This is a genomic window from Sinomonas sp. ASV322 (genome assembly GCF_030908245.1).
GTDB lineage: Bacteria > Actinomycetota > Actinomycetes > Actinomycetales > Micrococcaceae > Sinomonas.
The window spans coordinates 36,717-53,035 of record NZ_JAVFJJ010000022.1 but is presented as its reverse complement, the minus strand read 5'-3'; the positions used below and the strand labels follow the sequence as shown (position 1 = coordinate 53,035).

14 protein-coding genes are annotated in these 16,319 nt (G+C 69.4%); 1 reads left to right on the top strand and 13 read right to left on the bottom strand.

Annotation, left to right across the window (positions count from 1 at the left end; all coding sequences use genetic code 11):
• The 13 genes from RBS12_RS18995 to RBS12_RS18935 all read right to left on the bottom strand — a co-directional run.
• Positions 1 to 212 (bottom strand): hypothetical protein (locus tag RBS12_RS18995; RefSeq protein ID WP_307967726.1); only part of this gene is annotated, 212 nt, incomplete at its 3' end.
• 556 nt (positions 213 to 768) lie between these two features.
• On the bottom strand, positions 769 to 1,053 hold the full coding sequence (locus RBS12_RS18990; protein ID WP_307967725.1) for a hypothetical protein: 285 nt from the start codon (positions 1,051 to 1,053) through the stop codon (positions 769 to 771).
• Between the two features lie 24 nt (positions 1,054 to 1,077).
• On the bottom strand, positions 1,078 to 1,380 hold the full coding sequence (locus tag RBS12_RS18985; protein WP_307967724.1) for a hypothetical protein: 303 nt from the start codon (positions 1,378 to 1,380) through the stop codon (positions 1,078 to 1,080).
• Positions 1,368 to 2,561, bottom strand: a complete 1,194-nt coding sequence (locus RBS12_RS18980) for an HNH endonuclease (protein ID WP_307967723.1) — start codon at positions 2,559 to 2,561, stop codon at positions 1,368 to 1,370. The genes RBS12_RS18985 and RBS12_RS18980 overlap by 13 nt, the downstream gene beginning before the upstream one ends.
• Positions 2,562 to 3,769: 1,208 nt before the next feature.
• The gene (locus tag RBS12_RS18975; RefSeq protein WP_307967722.1) at positions 3,770 to 4,153 is read right to left on the bottom strand and encodes an Imm1 family immunity protein; all 384 of its coding nucleotides are present in this window, start codon (positions 4,151 to 4,153) and stop codon (positions 3,770 to 3,772) included.
• 731 nt (positions 4,154 to 4,884) lie between these two features.
• Positions 4,885 to 6,096, bottom strand: coding sequence for an amidohydrolase family protein (locus RBS12_RS18970; RefSeq protein ID WP_307967721.1), 1,212 nt, complete (start codon positions 6,094 to 6,096; stop codon positions 4,885 to 4,887).
• Complete coding sequence (locus RBS12_RS18965) at positions 6,096 to 7,070, bottom strand: nucleoside hydrolase (RefSeq protein ID WP_307967720.1); 975 nt, start codon at positions 7,068 to 7,070, stop codon at positions 6,096 to 6,098. Before RBS12_RS18965 ends, RBS12_RS18970 begins: the two co-directional genes overlap by 1 nt.
• 51 nt (positions 7,071 to 7,121) lie before the next feature.
• Complete coding sequence (locus RBS12_RS18960) at positions 7,122 to 8,111, bottom strand: nucleoside hydrolase (protein WP_307967719.1); 990 nt, start codon at positions 8,109 to 8,111, stop codon at positions 7,122 to 7,124.
• Positions 8,108 to 9,091, bottom strand: a complete 984-nt coding sequence (locus RBS12_RS18955) for a nucleoside hydrolase (RefSeq protein ID WP_307967718.1) — start codon at positions 9,089 to 9,091, stop codon at positions 8,108 to 8,110. The genes RBS12_RS18960 and RBS12_RS18955 overlap by 4 nt, the downstream gene beginning before the upstream one ends.
• Positions 9,088 to 10,044, bottom strand: coding sequence for an ABC transporter permease (locus RBS12_RS18950; RefSeq protein WP_307967717.1), 957 nt, complete (start codon positions 10,042 to 10,044; stop codon positions 9,088 to 9,090). The genes RBS12_RS18955 and RBS12_RS18950 overlap by 4 nt, the downstream gene beginning before the upstream one ends.
• A 1-nt stretch (position 10,045) precedes the next feature.
• Positions 10,046 to 12,916 carry an ATP-binding cassette domain-containing protein gene (locus RBS12_RS18945; protein ID WP_307967715.1) on the bottom strand — a complete coding sequence of 957 codons (2,871 nt, stop codon included), beginning with the start codon at positions 12,914 to 12,916 and terminating at the stop codon, positions 10,046 to 10,048.
• 145 nt (positions 12,917 to 13,061) lie between these two features.
• The gene (locus RBS12_RS18940; RefSeq protein WP_307967714.1) at positions 13,062 to 14,105 is read right to left on the bottom strand and encodes a BMP family ABC transporter substrate-binding protein; all 1,044 of its coding nucleotides are present in this window, start codon (positions 14,103 to 14,105) and stop codon (positions 13,062 to 13,064) included.
• A gap of 76 nt (positions 14,106 to 14,181) precedes the next feature.
• Entirely contained in the window at positions 14,182 to 15,108 is a 927-nt protein-coding gene (locus tag RBS12_RS18935; protein ID WP_307967713.1) for a ribokinase, read from the bottom strand.
• Between the two features lie 153 nt (positions 15,109 to 15,261).
• Here RBS12_RS18935 and RBS12_RS18930 point away from each other — a divergent pair, with 153 nt between their 5' ends.
• Positions 15,262 to 16,263: a LacI family DNA-binding transcriptional regulator gene (locus tag RBS12_RS18930; protein ID WP_307967712.1), complete on the top strand. Its 1,002-nt coding sequence runs from the start codon at positions 15,262 to 15,264 to the stop codon at positions 16,261 to 16,263.
• Positions 16,264 to 16,319: the final 56 nt, after the last annotated feature.

Genomic DNA, 16,319 nt, shown 5'->3' with positions numbered 1-16,319 from the left:
CCGCCTGGGAGGAAGCCGATGGCCATCATGGCGCCGTCGTCGGCGGTGAGGGGGCGCATGGGGTCTTGGCCTTCGATGTCGCCGGCGAGCCGGTTGAAGCCGACGTAGCCGATTCCGCCGACCCCGGGGACGAAGGCTGCGATGGCGCCGGCGATTCTGGATGCGTTTATGCCGACTTGCCGGAGGTCGTCGGCCCAGGTCGTTCCGCCCACTCCGATGTGGTCCCGGATCGTGTCGCTGATAAGGGGCCGTTGGGCAAACGCGGCCCCCGGGGCTGGTGCGGGCGTCGCCGGGGCGGGTTCGTAGTAGGTGCCGGCGTAGGCGCCGTTGACGTAGGTGCCGGGGGCGACGAGCTGGGAGTCGACTGACCTGAGGGGGTTGAGGTATTCGGGGGCGATGCCCCATCGGCCGGGGTGATGTCGGCCGTGGGTGATGAGTGCCAGCTTGAGCCGTCGCTGTCGGTGATGGCGACGCGCCAGAGCCCTGATGGGTCGCTGGTGTTGATGGGGTCGTTCTGGGAGTAGGCGTAGGGGCTGTAGCTGTTGGGGCTGCTCGGGTCGAGGAGGGGGTCGGGGGGTGGTGAAGGCGGCGAGTACGGGGTCGTAGTCGCGGGCGCCGAGGTGGGTTCGGCGGTCCCTCGCTCTATCACCACCGCACCCTTCACCCTGAAGGACCTGAAGGCCGCCGCAGGATAGCGGAATTGCCTAGGGGCCGAGATTGCCCGGACTTCCCCTCGGTCATGCCTGCTTTCCCGTGATACCGCGGATGTCAAGCCGCGGCCTGGATGCAAGTTCCGGCGCGGGCCGTGTGGTCGGTCTGGAGGCACCGGTAGACGATGCGGGAGAGCCGGCGTTTGAGGCAGCGGAGGGCTTCGGGCTTGCTGTCGCCTGCGTTGAGGCGTTTCTCGTAGTAGGCCTTCCCGAGTCCGTCGAGCCTGGTCTGGGTGATCGCGATGCGGTGAACTGCTGCGTTGGAGCTGGCGGTTTCCGCAAGCCCACCGTCTGGATTGCTCAAGTTGGTCGGCCCGCCGCCCTGCCGCATGTTAGAACTCAATCACCCTCCCCTGAGACAGCTTCGCTAGAAGTCGGTTCGAATCCAAGGCTCTCCAACGGCCTCACGTTCGGCCTCTTGATTTGGTCGGAGGTCAAGCACCTCGGCGACCGAGGGGTCGTAGTCGAGCACGTGACCGATGCCGACGACTCGGTATGCGCTGGCGTCGTCCGGGTGCTCATCCCCGCACAGGGCACACCAATCACCATCCGGGCGAGTCACGTAGAGCACTGGCCTGCTCCGGTCGAAGACGTGGATGCAGACATACGACTTCGTCTCGTATGGGATCTCGGGGGGCAAAGGCTTAGAGGTCACGGCTATCTTTCCCATTCGTAGAGGGTTTGGGCACCTTTCTGACGATTGCACGTTCGGCAGAGGTCCCAGATATTGTCGATGCCTCGACCTCCGCCGCCTGAGTACGGGAAGATGTGGTCGAACTCCCGCGAGTTGGCTGCGCCCGAGCGAGTGATCAACTCGGTGCCACATGCCTGGCATCTTAGGACACCGTTCGCGTCCGTCGCAGTTTTATCCGCTGCCTGTCGAACCGCGGTCGTAGGCCGCCGACCGCCCTTGGAGACGACGCTAGCGGCGCCAGCCACTTCATCACCTATACCGGCGGCTTTGACGAGGCCTTCGATGTCGTCGCCGCCTGGGAGGAAGCCGATGGCCATCATGGCGCCGTCGTCGGCGGTGAGGGGGCGCATGGGGTCTTGGCCTTCGATGTCGCCGGCGAGCCGGTTGAAGCCGACGTAGCCGATTCCGCCGACCCCGGGGACGAAGGCTGCGATGGCGCCGGCGATTCTGGATGCGTTTATGCCGACTTGCCGGAGGTCGTCGGCCCAGGTCGTTCCGCCCACTCCGATGTGGTCCCGGATCGTGTCGCTGATAAGGGGCCGTTGGGCAAACGCGGCCCCCGGGGCTGGTGCGGGCGTCGCCGGGGCGGGTTCGTAGTAGGTGCCGGCGTAGGCGCCGTTGACGTAGGTGCCGGGGGCGACGAGCTGGGAGTCGACTGACCTGAGGGGGTTGAGGTATTCGGGGGCGATGCCCCATCGGCCGGGGTGATGTCGGCGGTGGGTGATGAGTGCCAGCTTGAGCCGTCGCTGTCGGTGATGGCGACGCGCCAGAGCCCTGATGGGTCGCTGGTGTTGATGGGGTCGTTCTGGGCGTAGGCGTAGGGGCTGTAGTCGTTGGGGCTGGCGGGGTCGAGGACGGGGTCGGGGGGTGGTGAAGGCGCCGAGGGCGGGGTCGTAGTCGCGGGCGCCGAGGTGGGTGAGGATGCTGGCGGTGTCGGCGGTCCCGCCGATGTAGCCGGTGGCGGCGGAGAACCCGGTGGGGTTCGCGCCGTTGGTCCCGATTCCGGTGGCGGTGGCGGGTGCGGTGGTGTAGGCGTTGTTGCCGGTGGTGGTGAGGGTCGGGCCGCGGGCGAGCCCGCTGGGGTCGGTGTGGCGGCGGGTGATGCTGATGGGGGTTGTGGTGCCGCCGGTGGTGGGGCCGGTGGCTGGCGTGAACACTGTGGTGCCGCCGATGAGCAGGGTGGTGCCGGTGCCGTCTGCGATGGGCGACGAGGGTCCCGTCGGCGGTGTAGTACCGGTTGGCGGGCTGCGCGGTGCCGGGGGCGTTGGGGGCGCCTGTGGCGGCGTTGGGGTTCGGGTTCAGTGGGATGGTGGAGGTTCCGGTGCTGGTGGCGAGCTTCCCGTCGGGGGTGTAGGCCAGGGTCTGCCCGCCGCGGCTGGTCATCCTCCCGGCGGCGTCGTAGGTGAGGGTGTCCGTGGTGGTGGTCCCGGCGGTGCGGGTGATGCTGGTCAGGCGGTGGGGGCCGCCGTTGCCGTAGGCGCTGGTCTCGGTGGCCGCCACCGTTCCATCGGGGTTGTAGCGGGTGAGGCTGGCGCGGTCTCCGCCGGGGGTGTAGGTGGTGGTCTGGGCGTAGGGGGCGGGCCCGCCGAGGGCGGCGGGGTTGAACCCGCCGGTGCAGTCTGCGGCGCTGGTGGCCCAGGCCTGGGAGAGGCGGTAGGCCCAGTCGTAGGTGTAGCACTGCCGGTCGGGGGCGGGGCTGGGCTGGCCGTTGGCGGTCAGCGTGCGGGAGGTGAGCTTTCCGGCGGGGTCGTAGGTGTAGTCGGTGATCCCGAGCCCGGTGGTGTTCCCGGGGGTGTCGTCGTTGATCGCGTTGACCTCTGTGACCCGGTAGGTGCTCGGGTCGAGTGTGTAGGCGATCTCGTTGATGCCCATGGTGTCCACGCCGGAGGCGAAGAGGTGGTTGTCCTCCTGCTGGTAGCCGACGAGGACGTTGATGTTGTTGTAGGTGACGTTGGTCGCGTATTGGGTCTGGTCGTACTGGGACAGGAGTCCGGCGGGGTGGTCGAGTCCGTCCCAGGAGTAGGTGACGGCCTCGGCTGGCAGCGGCCCGGCGGCGGGGTAGCCGGTCTGGGTGGGAAGGCCGATGGACCCATAGGCGGCGGTGGCGGTCGACAAAGGACGAGCAGCCCTCGATTGCGAATGGGAAGATCTCGGTCGACGGCGCTCGGTCTGTCATCGTCGTAGTCGTAGCCGGGCGGCCCGCGCTCGGCACCGGGCCGCGTTGAATCGTCGCCGAAGTCGGTGGCGGTGTACGTGTGTGTAGGAGTCGCCGCTGGCGCGGTAGTCGCATGGGCAGGAAGGGTCACGCCCAGCCAGACCATCAGGACCGCAAGGACGGAGGCGGGCGCTCGCGCGAAGCGTCGAGTCACTGGGCATCCCAATGGAGACCGGGCGCGCGCTCACCACGCTCCAGGAAGTCAACTGCGGCTGTAATGGCATCGCCGAGCGTCGTGACGTGCGTGGCCGGGTAGGCCCCAGCCTGGCCGCCAGCGACCAAGGTCACCGACGCTCCCGGATCGCCGTCAACAACGACCTGCCAGAACACCTCACTATCGAAGGTGCAGTACACGACAAGACCCTCGTTGGCTGAGCCGCCGACCGCGAGGTGAGCGTCGTTGCGGTAGACGGTGACGAGAGTGTGGTCGACACCGTCGAGCGCGGCGATCCGACCTGTGACGTCATCGGGGGTCGGGGAATGCAGCTCGCGCTCGTCGTAGCCCTCGTCCCAAGTAAGGATGTTCGTTGTCATGGGACGAGCACCGTACTTCCACCAGGCCAGACGACTGTTAGCTCACTAAGTCCGACCTGTCGGGCCATGGACAGGACCGCGCCGCTGCAGAGCGACCATGACAACGGCCTTCCCCCTACAGGCGGAACCCCAGCGCACCGCGAAAGCGAATGGTGGGTGCACCCTAAACCCGCTGTCGCCGTTGGCGCAAGAGTCGAATAGAGAACACTTTCGACCCGGGCCACACAGGGCGCCAATTCCGGATCCGCCGGGAGCCGACGATCCCCCGGCAATACGCAGTCGAAATTATGTATGCTGTCCGCAAATTACCGCTGCCTCTTCGCCAGCGTGAGAACTGCCGGCTTCGGGGGCGCAGCCGTAATCTATCCAGCCAAGGGGTGCTCTCAAGGGCACGAGTGCCGTGGGCTTCAATTTGGGGGTGGCACCCCAGGGGGCGCGACTGGGCAGCTTTGCTTCCTCGCGGCAGAGACACAGGCGGACGAGCTCAGGTCACGTCAGCCAGCTGCGTCGAAGACGCATTCACAACGCGTAGGCCCACGTCAGAGGCATGAACGGCAAGCGGCCCTCAAGTACGTCTATCGCGATTATGGTCTTTGGCCTGACAGGCAACAGCCGGGCCAGATGGACTCAGCAATGAAAGGGCGCCTCACCGCCTTCGAGGTTGCGGTCGATGGCTGGCTCTCCGCTGCCCTAACGACTACAAACCAGTTGCACCGTCAATTTGACAGTTCCTATTCCGTCGGCAGCTCACCCTCGACGAGCCGGCCGCGCGAGACGACAGCCGCGATGTTCTCGACCCGCAGGTCCTCGATGCGCTCCCACGGCGCGCCGCGGAGCACGACGAAGTCCGCACCGAAGCCGGGAGCGAGCGTTCCGACGCGCTCGGCGAGGCCGATCGCGTCGGCAGCGTCCGACGTCGCCGAGACCAGCGCGCGCTCGGCGGACCAGCCGAACATCGAGGCCATGAGGCGGACCTCCTCCATCTGATCGCCGAACTGGACGAACACGCCGTTCGCGTCGGTGCCGAGGACGAAGCGCACGCCCGCGCGGCCCGCGTCGCCGAAAAGCGCGTTGCGGCGGGCGACGACGTCGCCCGCCTTCTCGCGCGCCTCCTCGCTCACCGCCGCACGGCCCTCCGCGATCACGTCGTTGATCATGAGGGTCGGCGCGACCGGGATCCGACCGGCGACGACGCGCTCCCACTGCTCGGGGGCGAGCCCCGTACCGTGCTCGAGCGAGTCGACGCCGACCTCGAGCGCGATTTCGATGCCCTCCGTCGTGTGGGTGTGGGACGCGACCTTCATGCCGAGGGCGTGCGCCTCGTCGAGTGTCGCGCGAAGCTCGTCCATCGTCTGGTTTCGCCAGCCGACGCGGTCGCCCATCGAGAGCACGCCGCCGCTCGTGAAGATCTTGATGCCGTCGGCTCCCATGCGCGCGAATTCGCGGACGAGCTTGCGGCACTCGTCGGGGCTGTCGGCGACGCGGCCCCGGTAGGGGTAGTGGGGCGGGATGAAGAGGTCGCCGTGGCCCGCGGTCATGCCCACCGCGCCGTGCACGAGGACGCGCGGGCCCGGCTGGACGCCCGCGTCGAAGACGCGCTTGACGGCGAGCTGGCGCTCGTCGCCCGAGAGGTCGCGCAGCGTCGTGACCCCGGCGCGAGCCGCCTTCTGGGCGTTGGCCGCGATGTGGAAGACCTGCTCCTCCCACGGCGTGATGAGGGGCCACGACGTCCAATCGACGCGCCCGGCGCCCGAATACGCTCCGAGGTGGACGTGCGTGTCGATGAGGCCCGGGATGACGCAGTAGCCGTCGAGCTTCTGCGCGGACGGCTCGACCGCGAGGATCCGGTCGCCGTCCCACGCGAGATCGCGCGCGCCCTGGTCAGTGTGGCCGTCCCAGAGCGGGATTCCACGGAGCGTGCCCGCCGTCGTCGAGGCCGCCATCAGACGCGCTCCGCCGCGAGCCGGCCCTCGAGGGCGTCCATGAGGTGCGGCGCGAAGTCCTCTGCCAGCTCGAGGACCACGCGGCAATGCGCGCCCGGCTGCTCGGGGTAGCCGAGGTAGCGGCCGCGCAGGTCACAGATCGTCTGCCCTCGGCCAGGGCCCTGTGTCGCATCGACTTCGACGTGCACGACGGGCGCCGTGCGGAGCTCGACGGCGCCGACGGCAATCGCGGCGGCGAGCGGATCGTGCATGGCCGAGCACGGGCGGCCGAAGATGCCCTCATAGAAGCGGTAGTAGTAGCCGAGCATCTCGCCTAGAGCGCGCGAGAGCGGATTCCCCGACGCGAGGAGTTCCTGCCGGTGGCTCTCCTCGAGCAGATTCTCCATCGTGACGTCGAGCGGAACGAGCGTGATGGCCCACGGCGCCGCGAGCACCTCGCGGGCCGCCTCGGGGTCGTTGCCGATGTTCGCCTCCGCGACGGGGCTGATGTTGCCCGGGACGAGCGCGGCGCCGCCCATGATGGTGACCTCGGCGACGAGCTCGGGCAGACGCGGCTCGAGGCGGAGGGCCGCCGCGAGGTTCGTGAGTGGGCCGATCGCCACGACGCGAAGCTCCCCGGCGTGCTCGCGCGCGAGGCGCACGAGCAGCTCGGGCGCGCTCTCGGGGACGGGCGCCGTCGTCGTCCTCGGAAGGTCGATCCCGCCCACGCCGTTCGCGCCGTGCACGTGGGGAGCGCCGCCGTCGAACTCGCGCGTTTGGAAGTCGTGTTCTCCCACGGCGACCGGGATGTCCTCGCGGCCCGCGAGGGCGAGGAGATCGAGCGTGTTGGCCGCCCCGAGCGCCGCCGCGACGTTCCCGCTCACGGTCCCGATGCCCACGAGATCCGCTCCAGGAGCCGCGAGGAGGTACGCGAGGGCGAGGGAGTCGTCGATGCCCGTATCGCAGTCGAGATAGAGCGGGCGGCGGTCGGTCATGGCGGGGTCCTGCTTTCTGGCGTTCGCCGAGGTGGCGGTTGGGGACAAAGGCTAAGAGGCGGAGGGCACGTTTGTGAGCACGTCCTCGACGTCCAGCGTACGGAGGAAGAGCTCGATCACCGAGCCGGGGCGGCGTTCGGCGAGGACGACGTCGGCGACGGGCCACGGGGTGCGGGACGGATCGTGGATCGCGTCCTCGCCCGGGCGCGCTCGGCGGTCGACGAGCGTCTGGCCCCGGCTCAGGCTCGGCGCGAGCTCGACGCGGACGGGCCACGGCTCGATCGTGAAGAGCTCGGGGGCCACAATCGCGCAGACCGCGCCCGCATCGCCGATGAGGTTGTAGGCGTGGCTGCTGCCGTCCGGCCCCGGGATCTCGAAGCCGAGCAGGTCCGCGAGGGCGCGCGCGAGGCTGTTCTCGGACGCGCGCAGGGCGCGGACGGCCCGGTCGGAGGCCGCGACCTCGTTGAAGACGTCTAGCCCGTACATCGTGAGCGGAACGCCGCTCGAGAGGACGATGTGGGCCGCCTCGGGGTCGTGCCACACGTTGAACTCGGCCACGGCCGTCGCGTTGCCCACGGTCGCCGAGCCGCCCATGAAGACGATGCGCCCGAGGTTCTCCGTCACCTCGGGATGGGTGCGGAGGAGGAGCGCGAGGTTGGTCATCGGCGCGAGGGCGACGAGCGTGACCGGCTCGGCGGAAGCGAGGATCTCGCGGCGCAGGAGCTCGACCGCGTGGACCTCGGCAGGCCGGCGCGCGCTCTCGGGGAGCTCGAGGTCCCCGAGGCCGGACGCGCCGTGCACCTGGGACGCGTCGCGCCGCTCCTCCACGAGTGGCCGCGTGGCGCCCGCAGCCACCGGGATCTCGGGCGCGCCCACGAGGTCGAGCACTTTGAGCGTGTTCGCGAGGACCTTGTCCACGGACACGTTGCCCGAGACGCAGCTGATGGCCTTGAGCTCGACGTCGGGGTGCAGCGCGGCGACCATGATCGCCATCGCATCGTCGATGCCGGTGTCCACGTCCATGATGATCGGGTGCTTCACTGCGGCGTCCCTTCCGTTGTGGCGGATGCTTCTGTGGCGGATGCTTCTGAAAGGCGGCGGATGGCCTCGATCGTGAGGTCCCAGAACCGCGCGCGGTCGAGCTTCGTGGCGACCCGGGCGTTGTGGGGTTGGCCGTAGGCGTCGCCGAAGTCCGTCACGGTCATGCCGCTCGTCCATGTTCCCGCGAGTTCGACGGCGACAAACGCGCTCCGGATCTCCATGACGGACGGGTCGATGATCGCGGCGACGCAGCACGGGTCGTGCACGGGCGGCGCGTCGAAGCCCTGGCGTTCGCGGTACGTCGAGGCGAAGAACGTGAGCACCTCGACGACGAAGTCCGCGAGCGGCGAGCCGATGGCGGCGATGCGTGCGACGACGTCGTCGTCCGCCGTCGCCTGATGGGTCAGGTCGAGGCCGACCATGGTGACGGGCCACTCGGCGTCGAACACGGCCGCGGCCGCCTCCGGGTCCGCGGCGATGTTGAATTCGGCCGCGGGCGTCCGGTTGCCCCTCGTGTAGGAGCCGCCCATGAGCACGACCTCCTTGACACGCCCGATGATGCTCGGTTCCTTGCGCATCGCGAGAGCGATGTTCGTGAGCGGGCCCGTGGGGACGAGGCTCACGGTTCCGGGCTCGTGGGCCATGATCGTGTCGATGATGAGGTCGACGGCGTGCCGCGGGTCGGCGGCGTGGGTCGGCGCGGGGAGCACGGGCCCGTCGAGGCCCGATTCGCCGTGGATGTCCGGCGCGACGAGCTGCTGGCGCACGAGCGGGCCCGCTGCGCCGGCCGCGACGGGGACGTCGAGGCCGGCGACGGCGCATACCGCGAGGGCGTTGCGCGTGACCTTCTCGAGCGTCTGGTTCCCCGCGCACGTCGTGATCGCGAGGAGCTCGATGCTCGGATCGCCCGCTGCGAGGAGGATCGCGATCGCGTCGTCGTGGCCGGGATCGCAGTCGAGGATGATCTTGTGCCGGCTCATGCTGGCTGGGCCTCCTCCGCCGTCCGCCTTGTGGTGGTTCGCTTCGCCCAGGCTCCCCGCAGCCGGAATCCGGCGAGGACGAGCGCGAGGATCGTGATGATGTAGGGCGTCATGAGCGCGAGGTTCGAGTTGACGCCCGCGAGGCCGAGCTGATCTGCGATCGCGTCCGCCGCGCCGAAGATGAGCGACGCGATCATCGTCCGCACCGGCTTCGCGAGGCCGAACGTGAGGGCGGCCACGGCGATGAAGCCGCGCCCCGACGTCATGCCTGCCGTGAAGGAGCCGAGCGTCGCCATCGCGAGCTGAGCGCCCGCGAGGCCGCACAGCGCGCCCGAGATGAGCACGCTCGAGAACTTCATCTTCCGGATGCCGATCCCGGCTGCGGCCGCGGCGCCCTCGTCTTCGCCCACTGCGCGAAGGTGCACGCCGAACTTCGTCCGGTAGAGCACGAACGAGTAGAGCGGGACGCACAGGAACGCGAGCCACACGAGGGCGGTCTGGTTCGTGATCGCCGGCCCGATGACGGGGATGTCCGCGATCGGCCCGAGCGGGATGCCGGGGAGGTTGATCGTCGCCGAGGGCGGCGTGACGCCTGCGTTGCCGTAGACAACCTGGAGGAGGAACACGGTGAGGCCCGCCGCGAACAGATTGATGCCGATGCCGACGACGATGAAGTCGGCTTTGAAGTAGAGCGTCGCGAGCGCGTACAGGGCTGCAAGCAGCACCGCCGCGACGACGGCGGCGAGGACGCCGACGAATGCGTTGCCCGCGAGGGAGCCGACCGAGATGGCCGCGAAGGCCCCGATGAGCATCATGCCTTCGAGCCCGATATTGAGGATGTTCCCTTGCTGGGTGAAGGCACCCCCGATCGCCGCGAGGAGGATCGGGGCAACCTTCATGAGGATCACCGCGAGGGTTCCCGCTGTGAGGAGATGGCCCAGGACGTCGTTCATATCACTTCGCTCCTTCGGAGGCCGCGGCGTACGCAGCCTCGGTCGTGGCCGCGGCCGGGGCGCCCGCTGGTGTCGCGTCGGCAGGGCGCCGGCGCTTCCTGCGGCGGTTGACCACGAACGTCGCGGTGATGGCCAGGATGATGAGGCCCTGGAGGACGCTCACGAGGGGGAACGGCACGTTCGTGTTGATCTGCATCGAGTTCGAGCCGGCCATCATCGTCGCGTAGAACAGGGACGAGATGATTGCCGCCCACGGGTTGAGCCGTGCGAGCAGCGCGACGGTGATGCCGAGGAAGCCGTAGCCCGGCGAGAACGACTGCAGGAAGCGGCCGAGGTTCGGCCCGAGGACGAGGATGCCGCCCGCGAGCCCGGAGACCGCGCCGGAGAGCGCCATGACCTCCATGCTGAGCCGCTTCGTGTTGACGCCCGAGTAGGCCGCGAAGTGGTTGAGCTGGCCCAGCTCGCGGACCTTGAGGCCCCAGACGGAGCGCGTGAGGACGAGGCCGAGGACGACCGCCGCGATGAGCGCGAGCACGAGGTCGAGGCCTAGGCCGTAGTCCTGGCTGAACATCGGCAGGAGCGAGTCGGCGGCTATCTTGGGGGAGCCCGCGAGGCCTGCGGCGGGGTCCTTGAACGGCCCCGTCACGAAGTAGCCCGTGAGGAGCACGGCGATCGAGCTCATCATGAGGGTCGTGACGATGATGTCGACCCGCCACAGCGCGAGGAGCACCCCCGGGATGAGGCCCCACACGAGGCCTCCCGCGAACGAGCATGCGAGCACGAGGAGCGCGTGCAGCGGGCCCGGAAGCCCGGGGAAGCTGAAGCCCGCCCAGGCGCCGGCGAACGCGCCGATGTAGAGCTGGCCCTCGCCCCCGATGTTGAAGAGCCCCGCGCGGAAGCTCACGATGACGGCCGAGGAGAGCACGAGGAGCGGGATGAACTGGGCGACGACGCCGCCGATCCCCTCGGGCGAGGTGTAGTTGGAGAAGAAGAGCTGGTTGTAGGCGTCGAGCGGGTCGTCGCCGAGGGCGAGGATGATGACGACGCCGACGAGCAGCGAGAGCGCGATCGCGACGATGGGCTGGAGGGAGCTCGTGAAGACGTTCTTCGCGACGTCGCCGAGCCACTCGGCGGGTCCGCGGGCGGGCCGCTGGGACGCGCGGCCCGGCGCGGCGGGCTCTGCCACGTTTTGCTTCGCAGGGGCGGCCGCCGTCTGCGTGGCGACCACGGCGCTCGCCGCCGCTTCCGCGACCGCGGCGGCATCGACGTCGTCGGCTGTCATGCCTCCTGCGGAGATGTGCGCTCCGACGTGCGCAGCGACTTCCTGGTGCGCGGCCTCCGCGAGCTCGACGGCGTCGGAGTTTGGGGTGATGCCCGCCATGGCGAGGCCGACGGCGGTCTCGCTCATGGTCTCCTGGGTGAACTCGGCGACGACGCGTCCGCGGTACATGACGAGGAGCCGGTCCGAGAGGGACATGACCTCGTTGAGGTCGGCCGAGAACACGAGCACGGCGGCGCCCTTGTCCCGTGCCGCGACGAGCGAGTTGTGCACGAACTCCATCGCGCCGACGTCGACGCCGCGCGTCGGCTGGCTCACCATGAGCAGCTTCGGCTCGGACTCGAGCTCGCGCGCGATGACGACCTTCTGCATGTTGCCGCCCGAGAGCGAGCCGACCGGGGTCGCCGGGGTGGCGCCGCGCACGTCGAACTTCGCGATGAGCCGGTCCGCGAGGTCCCGCATGGCCGCGCCGCTGATCCAGCCCGCGCGCGCCACGGGCGGGGCGAGGTGCGTCGCGGCGATGTTCTCGGCGACGCTCAGCTGCGGCGCGGTGCCCTCGTCGTGGCGGTCCTCGGGCACGTAGCCGAGGCCGAGCGCGCGGCGGCGTGCGACGCTCGCCGTCGTCACGTTGTCCCCATTGAGGAGGACGCGCCCGCCGTCGGCCTCCTTCATGCCGGCGATCGCGGCGGCGAGCTCGGACTGCCCATTGCCCTCGACACCCGCGATGCCCACGATCTCGCCCGCCCGGACGGAGAGGTCGATGTCGTTCACCGCCGTCACGCCACGGCTGTCCATGACCGAGAGGCCGCGGACCGCGAGGACTTCGTGTTGGGGATCGGCGGGGGAGTGCTTGACGCGGAGGAGGACTTCGCGGCCCACCATCATGCGCGCGATGTCTGCCTCGGAGAGGCCCGCGGCGGGCACCGTGACGATCGTGCGGCCGTCGCGGATGACGGTGACCTCGTCCGCGATGGAGAGCACCTCGCCGAGCTTGTGGGAGATGAACAGGACGGCGCATCCCTTGTCCGCGAGGGAGCGCACGACTTCGAACAGGTCGTCGCTCTCGCTCGGCGTGAGGACAGCGGTGGGCTCGTCGAGGATGAGCAGCCGCGTGTCGTGGCTCAGGGCCTTGAGGACTTCGACGCGCTGGCGCAGCCCGACCGAGAGGGTCGAGATCCGGGCCTTCGGGTCGATCTCGAGCCCATAGCGCTCGCTGAGGGCGGCGACTTCGGCTTCCATGCGCGCGGTGTCGAGCTGGCCGGATCGCGTGTGGTGCTCGTGGCCGAGGAAGACGTTGGCCGCGACGGTGAGAGACGGCACGAGCTTGAAATGCTGGTGCACCATCCCGATGCCGAGGGAGGAAGCCTTCTGGGGCGAGACGATCTCGGTGGGAACGCCGTCGACGAGGATTGTGCCCTCGTCGGGCCGGGCGGTGCCCGCGATCATCGTCATGAGGGTCGTCTTGCCGGCCCCGTTCTCGCCGACCAGCGCGTGGACGCGGCCGGGTTGGACCGTGAGGGAGATCCGGTCGTTGGCGACCTTCGCGCCGAACGCCTTCGTCAGCTCCCGCAGCTCAAGCAGTGGTGTTGACATGTGCCAGTCTGTCTCTTGGAGGGATGGGCTCGTGGGGTGGTGGGGGCGGGCCCGGTGGGGTGGGCGGGGCGGGCTCGTCAGGGTGCGGGCGGGCTCGTTGAGCCAGCGGTCCGGGACGAGGCCGCCCCGGACCGCGGCCTCAGGGTCAGGACGTGGCCGAGGGGACCTGGACCTTGCCGTCGATGACCTGCTGCGCGAAGGAGTCGATCTTCGCCTGGATGTCCTGCGGAACCGAGCTGCCGTTGTTCGCGAACTCGAGGCCCACGCCCTTGTTGGCGAGGCCGTAGCTCGTGGTCTCGCCGTACTTGAGCTTGCCGGCGGCGGCCTCGCTCACTGCGGAGTTGAGCGAATCGCCGACGTGCTTGAGCATCGAGGCGAGGACGAAGCCGGGCTGGATGGCGTTCTGGTTCGAGTCGACGCCGATCGCGTAGCGTCCTGCCGCGGCAGCGGCCTTGAGCACACCGATGCCCGCCCCGCCCGCGACCTGGAACACGACGTCCGCGCCCTGGCTGTACATGAGCTTGGCCTGGTCGAAGCCCTTGTTCGAGTCCTTGAAGTCGCCCACGTAGGAGACCTTGACCTGGATCGACGGGTCGACCGTCTCGACGCCCTTCTTGAAGCCGACGACGAAGTCGTTGATGACGGGGATGTCCATGCCGCCGACGATCCCGACGACCTTGGAACCGGTCGCCTTCGGGAACTTGTCCTTGTTCGTCGTGGCGAGCGCCGCGAGCACGCCTGCGAGGTACGAGCCCTCGTTCTGCTTGTAGACGATGGACGCGACGTTCGGCTCCTTCACAACGTCGTCGTACGTGACGAAGTGCTGCTTCGAGTACTTCTGGGCCGTCTGGTCGAGGATGTCGTGCATCTGGGACGTGCCGGTCACGACGACGTCCCACTTGCCCGTCGAGACCGATTCGAGGTTGGTCTTCCACTGGGCTGGGTTGCTCGCGTCCGACTGGATGTTCTGGGTCTTGCTGCCCGCCGACTCGATCTTCTTGATGCCGCCGGCGGCGTCGTCGAAGAATCCCTGGTCGCCGAGCGCGCCGGGGATGACGTTCGCGACGGACAGCCGCTTCGAGCCGTCGGACGCGGCCGACTGGGCGGCGCCGGACGAGCCGCCGCACGCGGTGAGCAGAAGGGACGCCGCTGCGAGAGCCGCGAAGCCTGCCTGTGCCTTGAGCTTCATGGATGTGCTCCTTGTGTGATGGGGGATGGAACGAAAACTGTGTGTGGGAAAGACCGGGGCGGGTGCGGCGCTGCGCTCAGCTCGCCGAAAGCGCGCGGAGCTCCGCCACCTGGGCGCTGCGGGGCATCGCCGTCGTCGCGCCGAGGGACAGGGTCGAGAGCGACGCCGCGCACACGGCCCAGCGTGCGGCGTCGAGCAGCGCCTCGCCGCGCGCGAGGGCGTCGGCGAGGGCTCCGACGAACGTGTCGCCGGCTCCCGTCGTGTCCACGGCCTCGACGACCGGCGCCGGCACGGAGTGGAGTTCGCCGTCGTGCCAGACGAGGGCACCGCGCGCTCCGAGGGTGACGACGACGGAGCCGGGCAGGTCGGTCCGGGCCACGGCCACGCGCATCGAGGCCGCGTCCTCGGCCGCGGGCTCGCCCGTGACGACCTCGAACTCGCCCTGATTCACGACGAGCACGTCCACGAGCCCCAAGAGCTCAGGGTCGAGGCGTCGTGCTGGGGCCGGGTTGAACACGAACGTGCCGTGGGCGAGGCGTGCCGCGGCGCGCACCGCGTCGAGGGGTACTTCGAGCTGGGCGACGACGACGGCGGCGTCCCGCACGCACGGGGCCGCGCCGTCGACGTCGTCCGCGGACAGCCGCGAGTTCGCGCCGCTCGCGACGATGATCGAATTCTCGGCGCGCTCGTCGACCTGGACGAACGCGCGCCCGGTCTTCTCGCCCGGCGTGGGGGACAGACGCGCAACGTCCACGCCCTCGTCGGCGAGCGCGGCCCGGACCGCGGTCCCGGCCGCGTCGTCGCCGATCCGGCCGACGAACGCGACGTCCCGGCCGAGGCGCGCAGCGGCGATCGCCTGGTTGCTACCCTTCCCGCCGACGAACTCGTCGTAGCTCGTCGCGAGGACGGTCTCGCCCGGCTGGGGCAACGCCGGGACCGTGACGACGAGATCCAAATTGACGCTGCCGATGACGACGATCTCTGGCCCAGTCTCTGGGGACATACGTGAATCTCCGTTGATACTCAGAAAACGTATTCTTGAACTCCAGCGATGATGGGGCCAAAATGTGATCTACGTCAAGTCCCGGCGTGGCGCGGGCGACATGTGACCGGGTCATGAGAGGAAGGCAAGCGTGATGAAGGAGCAGGATCCGCGGTGAACCGTCGAGTCACCGTCCGGGATGTGGCGGCCGAGGCGGGCGTCTCGCAGGCCACGGCCTCGCGCGTGCTCGCGGGCAACGAATCGGTCGATCCGGCCCTCGCCCGGAAGGTTCACGAGGCCACGCGCAAGCTCGGGTACACGGCCAACGTGATGGCCCGCGCCCTTCGGACCCAGCACACGGGGACGATCGGCGTCGTCGTGCCCTCGATCAGCAACCCGTACTTCATCAGCGTCGTCGAGGCCCTCGAAGGCGTCCTCGCGGAGACGCAGCGGTCGCTCATCCTGTGCGACGCGCGGGACAGCGCCGCCGTCGAGGCCGACCGCATCGCCCTCCTCCTCGGCCGCATGGTCGACGGGCTCATCGTCATCCCCGTCTCCGCGACGGAATCAGCGACGGCCCTGCGCTCTGCATCCGCCCAGCGTCCCGTCCTGCAGTTCGACCGTTACGTCGAGCAGGCGGGCACGGACTTCATCGGGACGGACAACCGCGACGGCCTGCGCCAGATGGTCGAGCATGTGCGCTCGCGCGGCGGCGAGACCCTCGCGTACGTGGGGTCCCGCGCGACGACGAGCACCGCCGTCGAACGCCTCGACGCCTTCCGCTCCCTCGTGGGGACGTCGGCGCGGCCCGAGCACTGGGAACTCCTCGGCGAGTACAACGTGGACTGGGGGCTCGAGGCCGGACGGCGGCTCCTCGACGGCGGCCCGCTCCCGGACGCGATTGTGTGCAGCGCCGACCTCATCGCCGTCGGCGTCCTCACGGTGCTCAAGGACGCCGGCGTGCGAGTGCCCGACGACGTCAAGGTCGTGAGCTATGACGACTCGATGATGGGCCGCATCACCTCGCCTACGCTCACGTCGGTGCGGCAGCCCGTCGAAGCCATGGCCCGCGAGGCCATTCGCCTCCTCGACCACGGCGGGCCGAGCCAGGATGCCCCCCGCAAATGCGTCTTCACGCCGCGGCTCATCGTGCGCGAGTCGACGGGCGGGACCTGACCCTTGGTTCAGGACGGGACACCACTCGCAGTGAAGCGCGAGATCTCGTCGGAAAG